Annotated in this window: 24 protein-coding genes; 2 read left to right on the top strand and 22 right to left on the bottom strand. The window is 42.7% G+C overall.

Annotation, left to right across the window (positions count from 1 at the left end; genetic code table 11):
• Positions 1-7: 7 nt before the first annotated feature.
• From KIS77_05125 to KIS77_05055, 15 genes are all read right to left on the bottom strand, one after another.
• A complete protein-coding gene (locus KIS77_05125) occupies positions 8-322 on the bottom strand; it encodes an IS1 family transposase (GenBank protein MCW5921704.1) in 315 nt (104 codons plus the stop codon).
• A 21-nt stretch (positions 323-343) separates the two neighbouring features.
• Positions 344-862 carry a hypothetical protein gene (locus KIS77_05120; protein MCW5921703.1) on the bottom strand — a complete coding sequence of 173 codons (519 nt, stop codon included), beginning with the start codon at positions 860-862 and terminating at the stop codon, positions 344-346.
• Positions 863-965: 103 nt separating this feature from the next.
• A complete protein-coding gene (locus KIS77_05115) occupies positions 966-1,589 on the bottom strand; it encodes a hypothetical protein (GenBank protein ID MCW5921702.1) in 624 nt (207 codons plus the stop codon).
• Positions 1,576-2,859 (bottom strand): hypothetical protein, encoded by a 1,284-nt coding sequence (locus KIS77_05110; GenBank protein MCW5921701.1) that lies wholly within the window; start codon positions 2,857-2,859, stop codon positions 1,576-1,578. The genes KIS77_05115 and KIS77_05110 overlap by 14 nt, the downstream gene beginning before the upstream one ends.
• A 109-nt stretch (positions 2,860-2,968) precedes the next feature.
• Entirely contained in the window at positions 2,969-3,451 is a 483-nt protein-coding gene (locus tag KIS77_05105; GenBank protein ID MCW5921700.1) for a hypothetical protein, read from the bottom strand.
• Positions 3,452-3,578: 127 nt separating this feature from the next.
• Positions 3,579-4,520: a hypothetical protein gene (locus KIS77_05100; GenBank protein ID MCW5921699.1), complete on the bottom strand. Its 942-nt coding sequence runs from the start codon at positions 4,518-4,520 to the stop codon at positions 3,579-3,581.
• Between the two features lie 373 nt (positions 4,521-4,893).
• Positions 4,894-5,478 (bottom strand): hypothetical protein, encoded by a 585-nt coding sequence (locus KIS77_05095; protein ID MCW5921698.1) that lies wholly within the window; start codon positions 5,476-5,478, stop codon positions 4,894-4,896.
• Positions 5,479-5,689: 211 nt separating this feature from the next.
• Entirely contained in the window at positions 5,690-6,622 is a 933-nt protein-coding gene (locus KIS77_05090; GenBank protein MCW5921697.1) for an RHS repeat-associated core domain-containing protein, read from the bottom strand.
• 346 nt (positions 6,623-6,968) lie between these two features.
• Positions 6,969-7,553, bottom strand: a complete 585-nt coding sequence (locus KIS77_05085; protein MCW5921696.1) for a hypothetical protein — start codon at positions 7,551-7,553, stop codon at positions 6,969-6,971.
• A gap of 69 nt (positions 7,554-7,622) precedes the next feature.
• Positions 7,623-8,942 carry an RHS repeat-associated core domain-containing protein gene (locus KIS77_05080; GenBank protein MCW5921695.1) on the bottom strand — a complete coding sequence of 440 codons (1,320 nt, stop codon included), beginning with the start codon at positions 8,940-8,942 and terminating at the stop codon, positions 7,623-7,625.
• 1,049 nt (positions 8,943-9,991) lie between these two features.
• Positions 9,992-10,603, bottom strand: a complete 612-nt coding sequence (locus tag KIS77_05075; protein MCW5921694.1) for an RHS repeat-associated core domain-containing protein — start codon at positions 10,601-10,603, stop codon at positions 9,992-9,994.
• A 228-nt stretch (positions 10,604-10,831) separates the two neighbouring features.
• Positions 10,832-11,311 (bottom strand): hypothetical protein, encoded by a 480-nt coding sequence (locus KIS77_05070; GenBank protein ID MCW5921693.1) that lies wholly within the window; start codon positions 11,309-11,311, stop codon positions 10,832-10,834.
• 2 nt (positions 11,312-11,313) lie between these two features.
• Positions 11,314-12,201 (bottom strand): hypothetical protein, encoded by an 888-nt coding sequence (locus KIS77_05065; protein ID MCW5921692.1) that lies wholly within the window; start codon positions 12,199-12,201, stop codon positions 11,314-11,316.
• A gap of 407 nt (positions 12,202-12,608) precedes the next feature.
• Positions 12,609-13,046: a hypothetical protein gene (locus KIS77_05060; protein ID MCW5921691.1), complete on the bottom strand. Its 438-nt coding sequence runs from the start codon at positions 13,044-13,046 to the stop codon at positions 12,609-12,611.
• 1 nt (position 13,047) lies between these two features.
• Positions 13,048-14,064: an RHS repeat-associated core domain-containing protein gene (locus KIS77_05055; protein MCW5921690.1), complete on the bottom strand. Its 1,017-nt coding sequence runs from the start codon at positions 14,062-14,064 to the stop codon at positions 13,048-13,050.
• Between the two features lie 463 nt (positions 14,065-14,527).
• Here KIS77_05055 and KIS77_05050 point away from each other — a divergent pair, with 463 nt between their 5' ends.
• Both KIS77_05050 and KIS77_05045 read left to right on the top strand, forming a co-directional pair.
• On the top strand, positions 14,528-14,842 hold the full coding sequence (locus KIS77_05050; GenBank protein MCW5921689.1) for an IS1 family transposase: 315 nt from the start codon (positions 14,528-14,530) through the stop codon (positions 14,840-14,842).
• Positions 14,843-14,853: 11 nt separating this feature from the next.
• Entirely contained in the window at positions 14,854-15,240 is a 387-nt protein-coding gene (locus KIS77_05045) for an IS1 family transposase (GenBank protein ID MCW5921688.1), read from the top strand.
• A gap of 59 nt (positions 15,241-15,299) precedes the next feature.
• Here KIS77_05045 and KIS77_05040 read toward each other — a convergent pair whose 3' ends face one another.
• The 7 genes from KIS77_05040 to KIS77_05010 form a co-directional block, all read right to left on the bottom strand.
• Entirely contained in the window at positions 15,300-15,734 is a 435-nt protein-coding gene (locus tag KIS77_05040; GenBank protein ID MCW5921687.1) for a hypothetical protein, read from the bottom strand.
• A gap of 10 nt (positions 15,735-15,744) precedes the next feature.
• Positions 15,745-16,782, bottom strand: a complete 1,038-nt coding sequence (locus tag KIS77_05035) for an RHS repeat-associated core domain-containing protein (protein MCW5921686.1) — start codon at positions 16,780-16,782, stop codon at positions 15,745-15,747.
• Between the two features lie 320 nt (positions 16,783-17,102).
• Positions 17,103-17,723: a hypothetical protein gene (locus KIS77_05030; protein ID MCW5921685.1), complete on the bottom strand. Its 621-nt coding sequence runs from the start codon at positions 17,721-17,723 to the stop codon at positions 17,103-17,105.
• Between the two features lie 12 nt (positions 17,724-17,735).
• Positions 17,736-18,737, bottom strand: a complete 1,002-nt coding sequence (locus KIS77_05025; protein MCW5921684.1) for a hypothetical protein — start codon at positions 18,735-18,737, stop codon at positions 17,736-17,738.
• Positions 18,738-19,046: 309 nt separating this feature from the next.
• Positions 19,047-19,646: an ISAs1 family transposase gene (locus KIS77_05020; protein ID MCW5921683.1), complete on the bottom strand. Its 600-nt coding sequence runs from the start codon at positions 19,644-19,646 to the stop codon at positions 19,047-19,049.
• A gap of 245 nt (positions 19,647-19,891) precedes the next feature.
• Positions 19,892-20,659, bottom strand: a complete 768-nt coding sequence (locus tag KIS77_05015; protein ID MCW5921682.1) for a hypothetical protein — start codon at positions 20,657-20,659, stop codon at positions 19,892-19,894.
• Between the two features lie 20 nt (positions 20,660-20,679).
• Positions 20,680-21,744: an RHS repeat-associated core domain-containing protein gene (locus KIS77_05010; GenBank protein ID MCW5921681.1), complete on the bottom strand. Its 1,065-nt coding sequence runs from the start codon at positions 21,742-21,744 to the stop codon at positions 20,680-20,682.
• Positions 21,745-21,953: the final 209 nt, after the last annotated feature.

The raw sequence follows: 21,953 nt of genomic DNA, 5'->3' as shown, positions 1-21,953 counted from the left end.
TCCGCCTCTAACTGGTCGTCGGCTTGTCCTTCCTCAATGGTGGTTTTGAATGGGGGGAGTTGCCGGGCTTTTTTTTTAACCAATTGAGTACCGTCCGATGCGAGACATTCAACAAGCGCCCCGTGCCTCGAAGGCTTTGCCGCTCTTGGTAGGCACGCTCCACCAGTTCGGGGTCCATGTTCCTGCTGGGTTGCTTGCTGTCCAATACCCGGCAGCAACCACAATCTTTGCACTTGTAGGTTTGGGTGCCGGAGCGGTTTTTCCCGTTTTTGACGATGTTGCTGCTTTCACAGCGGTGGCAACGACGAACTTCCGTTATCATGGCGCAAAATTACATTGTCAGTTAAATATTTCCACTACCCGGATCCACACTCCACCACCTTCCCAGCGCTGCATCGTACCACCGCGCCCCATAATCACTTAGATTCAACCCCAAGTCATCGTTCAACTCCTTGCCGTTGTACTTGTTCACCGTCACCGCCGCTGTGCCGATGCCTTCCATCAGCATCCCAAAAGGATAGTAGTGCGTTTCTTCGAGGAAAGTCACCGCCGTCCCGTTGGCGCGGAAATTCACCCTTGCGTTGCCCAAGTGGTCTTTCAGCGTGTACTCGTAGTGGAAGGCTGTGGTGCTGCCGTTGGGAGTACAGCGCCCTTCGGCGTGGTAGATGGCGTCCAAGTTCGCGCCAAGATACTCGATGCCGGCGACGTAGTTGCGGGTTTCGGCAGGACTTATTTTGGTGAGTTTTTCCCCGCCTTTGGCGGAAGTGTAGGTCAGGGTGATGTGGGAGTCTGCGGAGTTGTTGATGGAGTTGGGGAGGTTGAGGTGGTCGGGGCGGGCAGCGTCTTCATAATGATAGGTCAAAAAATCAATGTTCCCATAACTTGAGACGCTGAGCCAGCCGTGAAGTGCGGTGACTTAGCCGAGGCGTTGTACTTGAAGCCTTTGGTGGCACTGGCGGCAAAATTCAGTCACAAAGGGATACGTTCTTAAAAAAACCAATTATATTTTGGATGTTTTCAGAGTATGGAGGTTTCTCTACAACCTTTATATGTTTGTAAAAAGTTTTTATTTCAATGTAAACGTATTCCCCATCAATGTCGGAAGAGAATTCATATCTATTCTCTTTAATTTTATCCATTCGAAAAGTGTCCATTAGATAAACCCAGTTTTCATTACTAATTTCTTTTTTACAATAATTGTATTTCATTATCACGTTATCAGAACGTACAAGAGGGTTATAGTATTGATGCGGTATTACCTTTGTAGTTAAAAAGATTGAGGGGGCGCTTTTTTCAAAGAAAAAAAACAAAACATTGTCAAACGATTTGTTGTGTATTACCCTAATCAAGGTGTCGCTTGATGAGGCCGATATATTCTCAAAATGTTGTTCTTCCAACAACGAAAATGTTATTGAGTCGTGATTAACCCAAGCACTTATTCCAAGATTGCCATTCTCTTTATGACGATTAATTGTTTTATCATCCATGCATTTAATGAAAAACATCAATGCAAAAAACAATAAATATTTATTAATTTTGTAGGCTATGCCCACCTCCAAAACGATTTGCGTTGAATTAGTTCTCATCATCAGACAGGTTAAAAATTTTCTTCCCAGAAAAATTGTAAATTGCAGGACTAGGGCCTCCTTCATAAGTATCTGGGCTGTAGGAAGGGTCAGCTGTGGTATAGATCACATACCCATATCTAGTTGCCAAGATGCTAGGATTATTACCTACCCCACCATCAATAGGGTTAACAATGCCTAAGCTATTATAATCACCCGGGTATGAAGGACTGTGTAATCCAGGCATATCAAAATTCGAATTTTTATCATTTCTCTCTTGAGGGTGGGTATGACCAAATCCAATTATACTTAAATTTGAATTGTCTTTTATAAGACTTGTAACAGCAGCTTCGGCCTGACTCGAATTCAGATGCTCACTAGACCTATCACTAATCTTTGAGGTAAGGTCAGTGGCTCGTAATTCTTTATTGCTCGAAGTATATGAGAGGGCAAATAGCCTTTCTTTTTTTTCAGAGGCTGATACTGATGAGATTTTGTTAAGGTCTTTTCTTGTATTAGCTCCTATAAAATACTTTGAGCCACCTCTTACAACTGTCGCTGCTTTGTTAGCGGTTTCCTTGGACTTGTTTGCTTCTTTAATCAATCTCTTTTGTTCGCGGACACCTTTTCGCTTTAGACTGACAAAGTGTTCTTGGTTTTCCTCTGAATCATTAATTGTCCCTACATACTTGCCATGGGTTGTATAAACTCTTGTTGTATCTCCGAGGGGGTCTGAAAGAGAAAGCGGATTATTCGCCAACCCACTATAACAACTTGTAGAAAAATTAGGCTTAGGATCAACCTGCCACCACCTGCCCAATGCGGTATCATACGACCTGTAAAAAGCCAAGCCCAGATTCAACCCCAACTCTTCGTTTTGCTCGATGCCATTGAAACGATATTTGTTCGGGTTTATGGTTGCTACTGTGCCTATGCCCTCCATCAGCATCCCGAAAGGATAGTAGTGCATTTCTTCGAGGAAAGTCACCGCCGTGCCGTTGGCGCGGAAGTTCACCCTTGCGTTGCCTAAGTGGTCTTTGAGGGTGTATTCGTAATGGAACGCCGTCGCGCCGTTGGGCGTGCAGCGCCCCTCGGCGTGGTAGATGGCCTCTAAGTTGGTGCCAAGATACTCAATGCCGGCGACATAGTTGCGCGTTTCGGTGGGGCTTATTTTGGTGAGTTTTTCTCCGCCTTTGGCGGAAGTGTAGGTCAGGGTGATGTGGGAGTCTGCGGAGTTGTTGATGGAGTTGGGGAGGTTGAGGTGGTTGCGACAAGAGACATCACGCACGAGCACGCTTGGTCAGAAGACATCCCGAAGCCTCGGGACGGCGTAGAGGAAGACTAAATGAGGCGGAAAAATCGACATCGTCACTAACCTTGACACAATTCCGTGAACACAACCTTTAATCACCACTACTCATAAATGAGTATATGCTATTTTCTTGTTCAATAGTAGGAAATAACACAGCCTTAACCCACATATTTTCACCATTAATCTCGGTAAATATAATTTCACCAAAACTGGTATAACCTTTATTACATAACGTAGACATTCGCTTCAATTTAGTATAATCATGTTTAGATTTCTCAAAAGGACGAAGATCCCCTTTTACCCAGAATGCGCCAATATACCTATTGTGTTTTAGCCAAAAAACTATAGTTTCATTACTGTATACTTCACCGGAGGTTTCACTTGTAATAATACATATTGTTGCGTTTTTTGGTTTTTCTCCAACAAATTCAAATACTTTTTCAAGAGAAAATTCATCCCATGCAGGGTTTTGTCTCTCTGTTTTTAAAGCAACGCTATCAATATATTCCTTAAATTCTGAACAATTATTATTTTTTTTATATTTAGAATGCTCTCCTTGAGAAGGTGCCTCCATTGTTGTAAATTGAATTCAACAGTCGGTATAATATTGCTCTCATGTCGAACAATTCTGCGCGTACAGCCTGTTTCGGAAAAAAGGATTGCCGAAATAAAAAATAATATCAATTTTGTCATCTCAATTCTCAATTGTTGTAGTTATTTGGTGTAGGTATAATAACTCTTGGTGCCTCACCTTGCTCTGATCTAAGGTTGTTTTCAAAAAACCTTACATCAACTTCTGTTTGATTAATCGGTTGTTGAACTAAACTCCCTTCTTTATTTCTGGTCGTTTCGACTCCTGCATTTGTTGAATTATTAAGTCCAAGCAAATTAATTGCAGCGTGAATCAGCTCGTGCCCTAAGCCTATGTGGGTTGGTCGCTTCTCATTTGAATCAATATCAACGCCTCCTATTTCATCGTTTATATTAAACCTAATAATTGAGCCTTGGCCTAAACCAGGACTACCATCTGGCTTCAGATTAGCATCACTAGTGTTTACTGTGTAAGTGAGATTTCCTTGTTTTTCCGAATCTTTCGGAGCGCCTATGAAAATATTTTTATCTCCTGAATTCACTAATAGTCGAACTAATCCCGTTCCAAAGGTTAGGTCTTTATTGGAATTGTGCGCATCTTTTTCCCCGATTACAATTATAGTATTCCCAGACTTATCCTTCCCCCAAGCGAGCTTATCGTTGGTTAATTTTTGAATACTGTTGATAATCGTTTTTTGGTACGCTTCAGTATTTACTCCGCCATTTCTATTTTTGCCTAATGGCACAACAATGCTTTTGCCATCTGGATCGGTGAACCGAATCGCATTATTTATTCCATAATTATAGGGTGAACAACTCCAATATTCCTCCGCCAACGGATCCACGCTCCACCACCTTCCCAGCGCTGCATCGTACCACCTCGCGCCATAGTCCGACCAGTTCAGCCCCAAGTCATCGTTCAATTCTTTGCCGTTGTAAAGATATTTGTTCGCAGGGTTTTGTGTACCCATGCCCTCCATTTGCATTCCAAACGGGTAGTAGTGCATATCTTCAATAAACACCACCGCCGTCCCGTTGGCGCGGAAATTCACCCTTGCGTTGCCTAAATGGTCTTTGAGGGTGTACTCGTAGTGGAAGGCTGATGCGCCATTGGGCGTGCAGCGCCCTTCGGCGTGGTAGATGGCGTCCAGGTTCGCGCCAAGATACTCGATGCCTGCGACGTAGTTTCTTGTTTGGCCGCGTTGTTGATGGAGTTGGGGAGGTTGGAGTGGTTGTGGCGGGAGGCATCACACGCGAGTGCGCTTGGTCAGAAGACATCCCGAAGCCTCGAGACGGCGGTGGGGAAGACGAAGCGAGGCGGAAAAAGCGGACACAGCCCGATGGATATTTTGTCAGGATGCCGTAGCATCGCGCCAACGGGATAAGGAAGACCGAGCGAGGCGGAATGGGAATGAATAAAGCCTGCTAATCACAAAAATTAACATTAAAACTGTCAACTGATGCTTTGTAATAATTATTATCTTTAAGCCAGTTATTTGGGGCAAAGTAACAGGAATCAATTTTAATTATTTTATAGAACGGAATGTTTAATGTATCAAGTGTAATAGGGCATGAATAATTACTATAAATCCCGTATTTTCTATCATTTGGCACCTTATTTATCTGCAAAACAGTCCCTTTGAAATTGAAAATAATAGATATTTCATCTTTGTCGGAAAACCAATTGTATATGTATGGCGAATAATATACTTTTTCGTTACTCGACTTGCTATAAAATGCACATATAGAAAAAGGCATATCCGTATAATCAATATATTTATTAAGCATTAAATCTAATTTCGAATTAGGAGCAATCCAGTCAATCAAATCCAATTCCTTTTTGCCTATTAAGCATTTCTGAGATTTCAGATAATATAAATTATCATTAGATTTTACATCCCTTTCATAACAAATAATAGCTGTTCCCTCCACTATTTTTTTTGTGAAATTTGTGTTAGTTATTTTACAAGAAAAAATAAAAGCCATAAAGATGAAAAACGTTTTTTTCATTGTCGCGTCTGATTTTCAATTACAGGATATTGATTACTGTTAACCGTTGTTTTCCCTTGTTTGAGGTTTACAGTGTTTACACCAGATTTATTTCTATCTGTTGTAAGAGTTATTACACTTCTTGAATTACTAGACATTATTTACTTTTAGTGCTTGAGTCGAAATTTTGGGATTTTAGTTCTGATTGAGGCTTGTTTTTGAGTTTTTAGCCTTAGCTACGGACGAAAAAATAACCGAAAAGCAGGGCAAAAAGACCAAATTTGGACCAAGTGACTAAAAGTAAATAATGTCTACTATTGCTGCCAGCCAGTTGGACGGCACCTTCGACAGAATTAATGACATCTTGTTGAATTACACTACGATCGGTAGTATTTCCAGCAGAAATAGAGGTCTGCCCCTTTTCGTTAGTTAATTCATCATTATGACCAATTCCCATCACATGTGATAGTTCATGACCAAAATTCGTATTCTGATTAAGTTTTTCTTGGCTTGCCCGATACTCTAAAATTCCCTCACGATAATTAGAACCGTTCGTTTTTCCATCTGAAATAATGTTGAGAATATTTTCCCCTTCACCTGTGGCAGATAAGACGTTATCTGTACCATTTAGAACAAGCTGATAAGTCACATCATACTTTTGGCCATCTATTTCAATATCCGTAAAAGCTTTCCCCTGATAGACATCTCCCGAATTCATTATTTCCCCATTCCCCCATGTATTCTTAAATGACCTAGTGGCAGACTCTACAAATGAATTTCCTTTACTTTTCTCATAATTGAAAGTAAGGATTACAGATATCGTCCCATTTGCTCCGTTTACACCAGGCTTTATGACTAAAATCGCATCCATGCCATTTGGGTCGACATATTTTATCGGATTGTTGAAGGTAAAATTATACGGCGACCAACTCGGATACTCTGCCGCCAACGGATCCACACTCCACCACCTCCCCAGCGCAGCATCATACCATCTTGCCCCGTAGTCCGAAAGATTCAACCCCAAGTCATCGTTCAACTCCTTGCCGTTGTAAAGATACTTGTTCGCAGGGTTTTGTGTACCCATGCCCTCCATTTGCATTCCAAACGGGTAGTAGTGCATTTCTTCGAGGAAAGTCACCGCCGTGCCGTTGGCGCGGAAGTTCACCCGCGCGTTGCCTAAATGGTCTTTGAGGGTGTATTCGTAGTGGAACGCTGTGGCCCCGTTGGGTGTGCAACGCCCTTCGGCGTGGTAGATGGCGTCCAGGTTCGCGCCAAGATACTCTATGCCGGCGACATAATTGCGGGTTTCGGCAGGACTTATTTTGGTGAGTTTTTCTCCGTCGGCGGTGTAGGTGAGGGTGATGTAGGAGTCAGCGGAGTTGTTGATGGAGTTGGGGAGGTTGTAGCGGGAAGCATCACACGCGAGTGTGCTTGGTCAGAAGACATAAGCGCGGCGGGGGGAAGACCAAGCAGGGTGGAAAACAGGAAGAACGGAGAGGCAGCAGGGTTTGCTACATCCCTTGCAGCCCATAAGCAAAGAAGGACGTATTCAAATTGAGCGTTAGCGTAATTGAATGACCTTTAAAAGTGTAGGTATCATATTCTTTTATTGGAAAACTGTAACCATAATATAAGTTAACAAGACTAAAAAGAGATAACCCAAGTTCGCATTTTAATCCAAAGTTGTCAAACAACGCGCCATCTCCATTTAATACTGTAATGCCCTTTAATCGTGTAGATATACCCAAACCGTAAAAATCTGTTAGTTGGGTATATGTTAACCCTAAGCACATCCTCCACTCACGCTCATCCATTACTTTTATTGGATTGAAAGTTAAAGATGGACCAAATTGAAATGTTCCAAAGTAGTACTTATTAAAAAGCAAGATATTACTTAAAGTATCAGATTTCGTGTAAGCTCCTGTAAATAAATAATTTACTCCAAAATCGAAGTTGTCTTTTCGATTTATTTCAAAATTGGTGTTAACCTCTATCCCGGGTCTAGAAAATTCCAATAGATCACTTTGGCTCATAAGTTGAGGAGATGGCAGAAGAATTGCCAGCGCAGTCCAAACGAATGATCTAATTTTATTCATGTCAAAATGTATTGAGCAGTACGGTTGTGTTTGGCTTTGCAAGGCGAAGACCTTGATAAAACGATTGATTTATGCTTGATCAGGTATGGGCTTAGGTTTGGGATTGGGGTCGCTACCGCCTCCAGCACGATATTGGGTGCCCGGCCCTTCGGAACCCCTCATTAAAGTGTTGATAATTATTTCGTCAGTTCGGGAAGTGTTTTTCCTCGCTTTATTGTGCGGATGATTTGGAAACGCAATTGAAGGCCAATTCAATATCAACTTACCCACAGACCTGTTTCCTGAAGATCCAGTTACATTGTCGCCCACATTAGGGTGCCATATTATATTTCCGATCAATCCATTCTTTTCCAATTCAAGGAGTTCCTGTCCAAGTTCCGAGTTAGGGTCTATCGGTGAGGCAGAAAGCGTTAACGTAGTTATTCGAAGCCCTTTTTCTTTTATGAGGTGTATCGCCGATTGTGCCACAATGACGCTGCCGTAACTAGAACCGATTAAATTTAGGGGTTCTTCGGTTTGTTTCCCTTGATAATCAATCCCGCCAGCGTCCTGATATCTATCTGTAATTTCATTGATGGTTCGATTTAACGCTTTGTGCCTCGCAACATTTTTGATAATTTTATCACCATGTCTGATACTCCATACACTATTTGAAACCATGCCCAAAAATCGCTTGCTTCCCCGTGCCACATGAAAATCGTCATCTCCTAAAATGCCTCTGAATTGGGCAATTAGATTCTGGGTGAAATCGTCATTAATTTTGTTGGGCTTTATTCTGCCACCAAATGCTGCACCACCTACGAAAATTGTTAGACGGCCATCTGGGTCAATAAAAACCATCGGGTTGTTCATTCCATAAGCATAAGAGGTAAATGGCGAGTATTCCTCCGCCAGCGGATCCACGCTCCACCACCTCCCCACAGCCGCATCATACCACCGTGCCCCATAGTCGTACCAGTTCAGCCCCAAGTCGTCATTCAACTCCTTGCCGTTGTAATGATACTTGTTCGCAGGGTTTTGTGTGCCCATGCCTTCCATCAGCATCCCAAAAGGATAGTAGTGCATTTCTTCGAGGAAAGTCACCGCCGTGCCGTTGGCGCGGAAGTTCACCCTTGCGTTGCCTAAGTGGTCTTTGAGGGTGTATTCGTAATGGAACGCCGTCGCGCCGTTGGGCGTGCAGCGCCCCTCGGCGTGGTAGATGGCCTCTAAGTTGGTGCCAAGATACTCAATGCCGGCGACATAGTTGCGCGTTTCGGTGGGGCTTATTTTGGTGAGTTTTTCTCCGCCTTTGGCGGAAGTGTAGGTCAGGGTGATGTGGGAGTCTGCGGAGTTGTTGATGGAGTTGGGGAGGTTGAGGTGGTTGCGACAAGAGACATCACGCACGAGCACGCTTGGTCAGAAGACATCCCGAAGCCTCGGGACGGCGTAGGAAGACTAAATGAGGCGGAAAAATCGACATCGTCACTAACCTTGACACAATTCCGTGAACACAACCTTTAATCACCACTACTCATAAATGAGTATATGCTATTTTCTTGTTCAATAGTAGGAAATAACACAGCCTTAACCCACATATTTTCACCATTAATCTCGGTAAATATAATTTCACCAAAACTGGTATAACCTTTATTACATAACGTAGACATTCGCTTCAATCCTTAGTATAATCATGTTTAGATTTCTCAAAAGGACGAAGATCCCCTTTTACCCAGAATGCGCCAATATACCTTATTGTGTTTTAGCCAAAAACTATAGTTTCATTACTGTATACTTCACCGGAGGTTTCACTTGTAATAATACATATTGTTGCGTTTTTTGGTTTTTCTCCAACAAATTCAAATACTTTTTCAAGAGAAAATTCATCCCATGCAGGGTTTTGTCTCTCTGTTTTTAAAGCAACGCTATCAATATATTCCTTAAATTCTGAACAATTATTATTTTTTTATATTTAGAATGCTCTCCTTGAGAAGGTGCCTCCATTGTTGTAAATTGAATTCAACAGTCGGTATAATATTGCTCTCATGTCGAACAATTCTGCGCGTACAGCCTGTTTCCGGAAAAAAGGATTGCCGAAATAAAAATAATATCAATTTTGTCATCTCAATTCTCAATTGTTGTAGTTATTTGGTGTAGGTATAATAACTCTTGGTGCCTCACCTTGCTCTGATCTAAGGTTGTTTTCAAAAACCTTACATCAACTTCTGTTTGATTAATCGGTTGTTGAACTAAACTCCCTTCTTTATTTCTGGTCGTTTCGACTCCTGCATTTGTTGAATTATTAAGTCCAAGCAAATTAATTGCAGCGTGAATCGAGCCGTGCCCTAAGCCTATGTGGGTTGGTCGCTTCTCATTTGAATCAATATCAACGCCTCCTATTTCATCGTTTATATTAAACCTAATAATTGAGCCTTGGCCTAAACCAAGACTACCATCTGGCTTCAGATTAGCATCACTTTAGTGTTTACTGTGTAAGTGAGATTTCCTTGTTTTTCCGAATCTTTCGGAGCGCCTATGAAAATATTTTTATCTCCTGAATTCACTAATAGTCGAACTAATCCCGTTCCAAAGGTTAGGTCTTTATTGGAATTGTGCGCATCTTTTTCCCCGATTACAATTATAGTATTCCCAGACTTATCCTTCCCCCAAGCGAGCTTATCGTTGGTTAATTTTTGAATACTGTTGATAATCGTTTTTTGGTACGCTTCAGTATTTACTCCGCCATTTCTATTTTTGCCTAATGGCACAACAATGCTTTTGCCATCTGGATCGGTGAACCGAATCGCATTATTTATTCCATAATTATAGGGTGAACAACTCCAATATTCCTCCGCCAACGGATCCACGCTCCACCACCTTCCCAGCGCCGCATCATACCACCTCGCCCCGTAATCCGACCAGTTCAGCCCCAAGTCGTCGTTCAATTCCTTGCCGTTGTAAAGATACTTGTTCGCAGGGTTTTGTGTACCCATGCCCTCCATTTGCATTCCAAACGGGTAGTAGTGCATTTCTTCGAGGAAAGTCACCGCCGTCCCGTTGGCGCGGAAATTCACCCGCGCGTTGCCTAAATGGTCTTTGAGGGTGTACTCGTAGTGGAAGGCTGATGCGCCATTGGGCGTGCAGCGCCCTTCGGCGTGGTAGATGGCGTCCAGGTTCGCGCCAAGATACTCGATGCTGGTGATATAGTTGCGCGTTTCGGCTGGACTTATTTTGGTGAGTTTTTCCCCGTCGGCGGGTGATTCGCGTCGACATTCTCATTCTTGATGAAAATTTATTAAAATTCAGTAACCGCTTTCATCATCAAGTCTTGTTGAAATATTGAAAGTGAACAATTTGTCTATTATTGCTATTTTTTCATCTTCGCTTACACTTTTTTTAATGAAACCATTTTTAAAATAAATATCAATAAATTTTGAAACTTCATTTTGAGCATTATCATCAACAGTTCTAATTTTTGATACTTTCAGAAAGCCTATTTCCATGATATCATTGTCTCCAATCAATAGGGTATCGGAATGTATCAAAACTCGTTTTATTTCTGCGCTATACTTTGAGAGAGAGCCGTCATATTTTTCATATAAAAAGCGAAATAAATCTACATTTTCAATTATTGCTTTTCCGGTAAATTCGTTAGATTTTATGTTTACAGCAATATAGGCACTACTTGTATTTATATCTGTCAGCACAGAATCTATAAATTGGGATTGTGCTTGGCAGGAAACCAATAGTAAAATCATTAAAAATACTAAATAGTGTTTCATATTTATTGTTTGTGAGTGTCGTGAAGCATTTCTTTTGGGATTGCTTTCCCTCCATAACTTGTCCTTTTTTCATCTCCTGTTGCTGCTCTTGCCTTATTTTCCACATTTATTGCATCAACTTCTGCTTTTCTAATGCCATTGTTAGTTTTACTCCAATCGGTAGTTCCTTGATCATAATCATATCCGTGCCCAAGTAACTCATGAGCCAACCCAGCCCTTGGGTTTCTCTTTCCCTCTCCGTACTCATCTTTTGGGTCAAAAAAAACATTTGATCCAGTAGGTTCATTCTTCGCAGCTTTCTCTTTATCAACTGGCTTTGTTATATTATTAGGATTTTCCCATTTGTCTGTTGTCGTAATTGTATGAATATTCTCACTTTTCTCAAGGACATTAATTCTACAAGCTAGTTCTTCATTATCTTTTGAAAGTTGACTTAATTGTGATGAAACTTGGGCTACATACTCATTTTCATCAGTATATTCATTTCCGTCCTCTCTATAGACTTTCCCTTCTTTATATTGAACCTTTTGGGCTTGAATCTCAATGCTTCCATCATCTTTTTTCACAGAAACTTGAAAGGAAATCCAAATTTCTGTTCCGTCTGGGTCAATAAATATCAAAGGGTTATTGGCCACATAAGCATATGGAGTGGTTTCTTGATATTTTTCCGCCAACGGATCCACGCTCCACCACCGTCCCAGTGCCGCATCATACCACCGCGCCCCGTAATCGGACAAGTTCAGCCCCAAGTCATCGTTCAATTCTTTGCCGTTGTAAAGATATTTGTTCGCAGGGTTTTGTGTACCCATGCCCTCCATTTGCATTCCAAACGGGTAGTAGTGCATATCTTCAATAAACACCACCGCCGTCCCGTTGGCGCGGAAGTTCACTCTTGCGTTGCCTAAAGCCTGTCCCGTACTTTAGTCGGGATGGTCTTTGAGGGTGTATTCGTAGTGGAAGGCTGTGGCCCCGTTAGGCGTGCAGCGCCCCTCGGCGTGGTAGATGGCGTCCAGGTTCGCGCCAAGATACTCGATGCCGGCGACATAGTTTCTTGTTTGGCCGCTCGCGACTTTGGTGAGTTTCTCTCCATCGACGGTATAAATCAGGGTGATGTACGAGTCGGCGGAGTTGTTGATGGAGTTGGGGAGGTTGAGTCGTGAGGCTTTGCGCGCGAGTGCGCTTGGTCAAAAGACACAAGCGCGGCGGCGGGGAAGACCAAGCGGGGCGGAGACTTGTCAGAACGGGAAGAACGCCGTCGTTATTATTTTAGGAAGACTTGTCAGAACGGGGTGGAATTTTATTCATTGATTTTTTTCCATTCTTTCATGGCTTCCTCAAAAAACAATTTTACTTCCTCTTTACTTCCGTTAACACTAACTTTAAATTGCGTGCTGTCATTTTTTCTTATAAGCATATATGGAGTATGTGTGATGCCAGCATAATATACTGTATCGATATGCACAATGTCTGTATAGAAAGCAAATGATATCTCATTCTTTTCTTGATTCCTTTCATCAATCCAATAAGTCGCTATCCTTTTATTTGTGAAAAAATTACCTGCTACCCTCTTTTTGTATTCACTATAAAATCTATAAATCTGCTCATCGCGGTCAAGCAGATTTATAGTGCGTAAGTATTCGATATCTTTTTGGTTAAATCTATTATTGCCTTCTATGCGATTGCATGACAGAAGTGCAATTGACAGGCAATTGGCAAGCAAGATAGTAAGTTTCATTTTATTGCTTTATTGTTATTTGCCATTCGGCATTGACTTTCATATTGATATTGCCTCCAGCGGCATCATGATATAGAAAACCTAAAGCAGAGCTAATATTGTTATACGCTTCCGACCTGCCTTTCTGCGCACTTAAATCAAGTACGTCGCTTAAATGAAAGTAAACCACGATTGTCCCGTCAGTTTTTGCTGTCGCAGTATAGTCAATAGTTGCATGCCGCGTTGCCCATGTCAACTCTCTGCAGGCGACCGCCCAAGTTTCACCATGCATTAAAGGATTATTTTGGTTCAAGGCTCCCCAGTTTTCATTTTGGCTACTCCATCTTTCTCCTCCAAACCTTACTTGATCTCTTCCTTTAGTAATAAAGGATATGTTTTTAAATCGAGGGTCCAATTTTAATATTTTAATGATGTTATTTTGAAACTCAATCATAGCTGGATCACTTTTTACTTTATCTAGTAATTGCCCACTAAAATTTACTTGTGACGATTGGAGTTGAGAATGCAATACTAGTTCAAACACATTATTTGCAGTATTACCTAAGCCCAATTGTTTGCTTAACCATCTTCTTGGTCCGTGCCCCCAACCGGAACCCCTATACCCAACGTTAACGCCATTAAACCAGTCAAAAATCTGGTTGCGCGTTTTATTAACTTTATCTATTGCCTTAGCAACTACAGTTACTACGGGTAATACTATTGAAGTGTCGCCTTGTAGGCCTAATGGGTCATTAAAAAAAGCAGGATTATTATTTGAGAAAATATATGAAGAGAAATTTGGGGACATATCGGCAAGTGGGTCTGTCTGTATCCAGCGCCCTATAGCAACGTCGTATCCACGGAATAAACTTAAGTTAAGATTCAGTCCCAAGTCTTCATTTTGCTCAACTCCGTTGAAACGATATTTGTTCGGGTTTGATGCTGCTATCGAACCAATTCCTTCCAGTAACATCCCAAATGGGTAATAGTGCATTTCTTCGAGGAAGGTCACCGCCGCACCGTTGGCGCGGAAGTTCACCCTTGCGTTGCCTAAAGCCTGTCCCGTACTTTAGTCGGGATGGTCTTTGAGGGTGTATTCGTAGTGGAAGGCTGTGGCCCCGTTGGGCGTGCAGCGCCCCTCGGCGTGGTAGATGGCGTCCAAGTTCGCGCCAAGATACTCGATGCCGGCGACATAGTTTCTTGTTTGGCCGCGTTGTTGATGGAGTTGGGGAGGTTGAGGTGGTTGTAGCAGGAGGCATCAGGCGCGAGTGCGCTTGGTCAGAAGACATCCCGAAGCCTCGGGACGGTGAGAGGGAAGACCAAGAGAGGTGGAAGAAACCTGGCTTGACACAGTTATTTGAACATACCCCCGGGGCGGTCACAAGAACACAGCGCGGCGGACGAACCATTGAACTGTATCACAATAGTTTTTTATTGTATAATTTAAGGACTGACTCGAATTCGGTAGTGGAAATATTTAACTGACAATGTAATTTTGCGCCATGATAACGGAAGTTCGTCGTTGCCACCGCTGTGAAAGCAGCAACATCGTCAAAAACGGGAAAAACCGCTCCGGCACCCAAACCTACAAGTGCAAAGATTGTGGTTGCTGCCGGGTATTGGACAGCAAGCAACCCAGCAGGAACATGGACCCCGAACTGGTGGAGCGTGCCTACCAAGAGCGGCAAAGCCTTCGAGGCACGGGGCGCTTGTTGAATGTCTCGCATCGGACGGTACTCAATTGGTTAAAAAAAAAGCCCGGCAACTCCCCCCATTCAAAACCACCATTGAGGAAGGACAAGCCGACGACCAGTTAGAGGCGGACGAAATGTTCACTTACATCGCCGTGAAAATCAATCAAGTACGGGTCTGGATTGTCCAGTGCTGTAGAACTAGGCAGATACTTTCCTTTTTCATTGGCGATGGCTCGATGGACTCCTGCAAGCGCCTTTGGCGAAAACTACCCTACGAGTACCAAAAATGCTTGAGTTTCAGCGATTTTTGGACGGCGTACCAATGCTTGCCCAACGAAACACACTACATGGTCGGCAAGGAGACCGGTCTGACAAACCATGTTGAAAGGCTGAACAACACCTTGCGCCAGCGTATCAGCCGATTCGTCCGAAAAACCCTCTCCTTCTCCAAAAAGGAGTATATGCTCAATCTGCACTTCAAACTATTCGCATACCACTACAACTTAAATGTCATCAGTTAAATATTTCCACTACCCGGAAGACTTGCGGGAACAGGTATTAAACACCACGCAATGTGAAATTATAATATGGGCCCCTCCATGATGTTTTTAATAAAATTATTTTTTCGTTCAGTATCATTAATAATATTTGATACAAAAAGCCCCCAATCAAAATCCTCATCGTCAATGTACTCAAAGGGTGTAACATTAGAATAGTTATCATCTACATTATAATCAAATTGAAAAATTAACATTGCTGGTTCATAAAGTTTAAGTGTTTTTTTATTTAAATCTTTCAAATCGTCAATTTTAATGTAGGTGTTATTAGTAATTAATTTTTTTTTATTATTCCAAATAAAATATAATCTATTGGCTGTTACTAACAACGCCGATGGTATATTGTCAATTAACTTGTACCAACCATTGATTTTTACTTGAGAAGAATATTCCATTATCTTGTTTGAATCCAAATCAAGATATTTGTTTGCTGAGTCGAAATTTTTTAAAAGTTCCATTTTTTTCGATTTAAAATCCAAGGTCTTTGCCTCCTGGCCTCATAGCGCTTTCAATTATTTGTTCCCAAGATTTACCTTGTGCGCGAAGGTATTCAAGGGTAGGGCCAAGCCTATCTCCGTATTTTTCTAAATTTCTTTGATAAAATTCTTTCAGCTTATCAGCGGGCGACATATTTTTATATTTAACTCCTATTTCTCGCCTTAACTTATGAACAACTTTTGCAATCTCTTCTGCTGTCTTGCCACTTGCCCTCATTTGGTTAACGATAGAAGACAAGGCTCTTACTTCAGCTTCGTATGCAGCTCTTAAGGCAGGTATACTATATGTACTGCTAGTGCCTAATGACATACCAACTCCACATTCGATTACAAGTCCTACTCCAAACAACGCCGCAATCGTACCCGTCAAAACTATTGGTGCTTTATCAGCAAAGTCGTACATATGGGTAGGTGGGCCAGTCCTACTTGGGTTATTTTGAGTTGCAACAGTTGCATTCGTCAACCACCCATTACTCCCGCTGCTCCCGTTGCTTGTACTTGATTCAGATGGTTCAAGTTTAGTTGCAGTAACCAAGGCAGCTGTGACAACTCCGCCAAATGTGGCATCATTGTATGTAGAGGACCCCTCATTCTTGTTGTCAATAGAATAGGACCCATCAGATTGTTTAACAATCTTATTATTGCTAAACCACCCCGTTTTTATACCGTGCTCTTTCGCATACTCTTTTGCTTCTTTTTTTGTCTCAAACGCCCCAAATTGGTCAAAAAACAATACTGGATTATTAAAGCCATAACGATAAGGAGTCCAATTTAATGCCATCTCCGCCAACGGGTCCACGCTCCACCATCTACACACCGCTGGATCATACCACCGCGCACCGTAATCCGACCAGTTCAGCCCTAAATCATCGTTCAACTCCTTGCCGTTGTACTTGTACTTGTTCACCGTCACCGCCGCTGTGCCGATGCCTTCCATCAGCATCCCGAAGGGGTAGTAGTGCATCTCTTCGAGGAAAGTCACCGCCGTCCCGTTGGCGCGGAAATTCACCCTTGCGTTGCCCAAGTGGTCTTTCAGCGTGTACTCGTAGTGGAAGGCTGTCGCTCCGTTGGGTGTGCAGCGCCCTTCGGCGTGGTAGATGGCTTCTAAGTTCGCGCCAAGATAATCGATTCCGGCGACATAGTTGCGTGTCCCGGCGCTGCTTATTTTGGTGAGTTTTTCTCCGTCGGCGGTGTAGGTCAGGGTGATGTACGAGTCGGCGGAGTTGTTGATGGAGTTGGGGAGGTTGAGTCGTGAGGCTTTGCGCGCGAGTGCGCTTGGTCAAGAGACACAAGCGCGGCGGAAAAAGAGGGCCAAGCTCACGGAGGAAACTATTCAGTTATCTTTATTTGAGGCACATCATATAACACCATCTGTTTTAATTTTTCATCGTGAAATACTAAAAACCATATCTTTTCCTGCGAATCTTGTTTCGTTGTCGCCAGTTGAATAAAGCCATTCCATACATTTCCTCCACCTCGGGACAATTTCCCTGATTCAGGGAATGCTTTCTGAATATCACCCGGTTTAGTATCAATGTCTAAAATAATCCTCGGGTGAGTCAGTTGAATCTTAGTAGTGGTAAAATCAATACTTTGAAGAAACGCGTACTCCTTCGAACACTTGAACACTGTATTTTCATAAAAATATAAGCTATCTATCTCTTCTTCCCAATTATCCCAAACCAACCCGTATAAACAATTGCCTTCCATTGCACATTTCCGAGTGGGTTGCCCCAATAATGACATTAATTCTTTTTTAGTAGTTTTTAGTGGCAAAATATTATTAATAGTTAAAGAATCGTCGCAAAGACATTCTCTCATTAACGATCTTATATTTAATTGATTCGCAGGATTTCCCGATCCGATAGGAATGTGTTTTTTAGGACTCTCTTCCTGGCAAGCGAGAAACGATATGATGAAAAAAATTAGACAAGCGATTTCGTTTTTCATAATTCTATTAATTTAGTTTCGCCATGGAAAAATAATACTGGGGTCTATATATTGAGGAATTCCTGTAGGGTTTGGATGATCGCTGAAACCATGATCTTTGCGGTAATAAGAATAACCTTGTGCCTTCAAGAACAGATTCCCTGCTTGAATGGCTTCTTTTTGGCCATCACCTAAAAAGTTTTGAATTCCCAAGCCATGCCCAAGAAGTTCGTGCGCTAAAAGTTCTCCAGGTTTTGATGGTCTTATAACTCCGTCTGAATAGGAACCAACTTTGCCCTTAGAGTATTGGACAATAGCGACATAAGACCCGTTATTTTCTCCTCTTTCACCAACTAATCCAAGTCCTTTATGTGAATTTGCATTTGTTCTTCTTCCACCTCGATCGGCCTTATCAATATCAGCTCCCATAGTGTATCCTGTCCCCAAAGACTCTTTACCGTATTCACTTATTTTTTCTTCCCTATTCACAACTTCTACAATATTTGTCTCGGTATCATTTATCGTGAGATAATATCCAATAGCCAATGCTTGTTGTTCCGTACTCAGCCCCTCTAAAGCCTCTAAAAATTCTCCTGAATCAATACTTGAAAACGTTTGTCCATCGCTAGAAATTTGAAAAAGATCGGCCATGCTTGATTTTTTAGGTCCATTGTTGAATGTTCCTCGTATTATCTCCAGTGTTCGTTGGGCTGATTGAGCATTAACACCACGTAAGGTATCTCCTAAAAAGTCCGAATATCTCAAAGGATTATTATTAACCATATTATACACACTTTGCCCGGGTGTATGCTTAGGATCTACCTGCCACCACCTGCCCAATGTGGCATCATATGACCGATAAAAAGCCAGCCCAAGATTCAATCCCAACTCTTCGTTTTGCTCGATGCCATTGAAACGATATTTGTTCGGGTTTATGGTTGCTACTGTGCCGATGCCCTCCATCAGCATCCCGAAGGGATAGTAGTGCATCTCTTCGAGGAAAGTCACCGCCGTGCCGTTGGCGCGGAAGTTCACCCGCGCGTTGCCTAAAGCCTGTCCCGTACTTTAGTCGGGATGGTCTTTGAGGGTGTACTCGTAGTGGAAGGCCGTCGCTCCGTTGGGTGTGCAGCGCCCTTCGGCGTGGTAGATGGCATCCAAGTTCGCACCAAGATACTCGATTCCGGCGACATAGTTGCGCGTTTCGGTGGGGCTTATTTTGGTGAGTTTTTCTCCGCCTTTGGCGGATGTGTAGGTCAGGGTGATGTAGGAGTCTGCAGAGTTGTTGATGGAGTTGGGGAGGTTGAGGTGGTTGTAGCAGGAGACATTACACGCGAGTGTGCTTGGTCAGAAGACACAAGCACGGCGAGAAGGGAAGACCAAGCAAGGCGGAAAATGCCCAGCGCCAATGCTTCTTGATTGTCTTTCACCCCGATGAAATAGTCGGCTCGCGCGCAGATGATTTTTTCCGTTATTTTTTTCTGGCAGCCGATGGCGTCTATTGTCACAACACAACCTTGCAGTTTCAGAAGGTCCGAAAGAGCGGATGGCCGTGATTTCATTCGATTTGCTGCTGACGCGGCGCTGCCCCAGACAGATCTGCAGTTCGCTGCACCACGCGTGAACGATGTGTTTTGCCAATTTGCCGCCGTCGGCGTGCGCCGTTTGCTGTTCTTTCTTGGTCGCGCTGCCCCGTATTTTTTTGCCGTCCACGCTTATCACCGCGCCGCTCGGAAGCGAAATGTCCATCGTCGCCCAGTTGATAAAACACTGCTCGAAGGTTCGATAATTGATGATGGACATCACCCGATTGACCGTGTCGTGCGATGGTATGCCCGATTCATAGGCCAAGTACTTGCGCAGCCGCGCCAATTTCTCCTCGCCAAAATCAACGATCTCTTCCCATGTCGTCAGCCCGCTTGTCACCGCGCTGACGACCAAAAACAAAATTTCAATCAACGGATATTTCTTGTGCCGCTCAATGCGAGGGTCGTCCAAATTCTTGAAAACCTCGATCAACTTGGGGTGGGCAGCCTTGTCTTGTGCCATGACCAGATTTTTTCTGGAAAGGTACTCTGCCCGCCGAAATGGACCGGAGTTTTAATGCGTCTGCCCTGCCGGTCACCCCCACGCAAGTGTGAAGATAAAAACATTGACAACCAATAATCTGCTGCGCAACAAGTCTAAAGATATCAAAACCTTTTAAGGGCCTCTATCTTACCATTAAGTATTCCATAAAAAGTTCGATTCAGAGGATTGTAGAAAACAAGCGAAGAGTTGTGGATTTTAGCACAAATCGCCTCATCTATTTCAATAAGTTTTTTTTTCTCAATGTCATAAAAAATTGGGCGAAATTTTCCTTTGTCCAACTTCATCGTATAGATTATGTCCAAACCTTCTAATAAAAGAAAATCATCTTCAGAAGTATTAGTACATAGATTTTCAATTGTCTTAGTTTTAATGTGGTAGCGAAAATCTGTCGCATCTGGATGAATAGACTCTTCATTGCTTACTTTATAGTAGATATATTCTTGATCAACCCAGGTAACGTATCCATTAATATTCCCGTCAAACGAGTTGTTGAGACTCTTTATCTTTCTGCCTTCATCAATATCGGTATAATATATACATCCATTTTGGTCGATAGACGCATAAATTGAAAGACCATTTATAGAAAAAGTATCTCTATGAGTATCATTCTCTAAGATATATCTGTAATTTTTTTTATTGCCTTCTATAAAAAGAAAATATTTGTCTCTAATTATTTGCACACTTAATCCTTTTTCATATGAGCGATACGGGCATAATGAGTCACGTTTATATAAATATATGATTCCGTTAGAGTAATCACTTAAGGCCGGATACCCTTGATAATAGCCAACAAACTCTAAGTTTGAAGACGGATTTTGATATGCCATCAAAGCGGAAATACAAAGGAGATGAAAAAAAAATCTATGCATTGTTTATTTTTTATGTGAAATTAATTTCTTTTATCCGTTGCATAATAGCGGATTATGCTAGTCCCTTTAGGAAAAGTTCGTGTCGATGTTACAGTTGCTTGAGGCAGAGAGACAGGATTAGAATCGTTTACGGGCGGTTCAGGTGTGCCACCACCAATATAATGAAAAAATTTAACATCCCCTTGTTTGCCTTTGCCAAAAGACTGGTTGGCAGGTTGACTTTCCGCACGCATATCTCTACCTGTATCCATAAGATTGGGTATTCCACCTTCCATATCCTTAGATTTCTGTCCATTCCAAGTTCCGCCTGATTTGAGTGCCTCGCCAGGTACCGCTAATGCGACATGGCCTGATGAAATCTCAGAATCAGGTTTTTGTTGGTCATCCAGTAAACTTTTATTTTTTAAATAAGAAGAACTTTGATATCCCGCGACCACTATTTCACCTTGATTAGCTAATTCTTGAACTTGATCTATCGTCACTTCTGTAAAATTAGAAGAACTTTTCATGTAATCTATCATTTGATTAGCACGCATACTACTTAATTCGTCACTACCAGTCAATTCTTTGAAAGCTGCACTCACACCGACATTACATCTTGCTGGCAGAGATCCAGAAGGATCATTTGTCGTAACAGTCGAAACCGCATTTTTAGCAGCCTGCTTTAACTTTTCTGGATCGCCTGGTTGTGCTCCATTTGGGTCAATAAATCTTAAGGGATTGTTAAAGGCGTAATTATATACTGCCCAGTTGGGCATCTTCACCGCCAACGGATCCACACTCCACCACCTCCCCAGCGCCGCATCATACCACCTCGCCCCGTAATCCGACCAGTTCAGCCCCAAGTCGTCGTTCAATTCCTTGCCGTTGTAAAGATACTTGTTCGCAGGGTTTTGTGTACCCATGCCCTCCATTTGCATTCCAAACGGGTAGTAGTGCATTTCTTCGAGGAAGGTCACCGCCGCACCGTTGGCGCGGAAGTTCACCCGCGCGTTGCCTAAATGGTCTTTGAGGGTGTATTCGTAGTGGAAGGCTGTGGCCCCGTTAGGCGTGCAGCGCCCCTCGGCGTGGTAGATGGCGTCCAAGTTCGCGCCAAGATACTCGATGCCAGCGACATAGTTGCGCGTCCCGGCGCTGCTTATTTTGGTGAGTTTTTCACCGTCGGCGGTGTAGGTGAGGGTGATGTCTGCACCGCCGGAGTTGAAGATGGAGGGCAGGTTGAGGTGGTTGTAGCAGGAGACATTACACGCGAGTGTGCTTGGTCAGAAGACACAAGCACGGCAAAACGAGGGTG

It is taken from the genome of Saprospiraceae bacterium (assembly GCA_026129545.1).
Lineage (GTDB): Bacteria > Bacteroidota > Bacteroidia > Chitinophagales > Saprospiraceae > M3007.
Note: the sequence above shows the minus strand (reverse complement) of the source record. Positions and strands in the feature narration are given on the sequence as shown.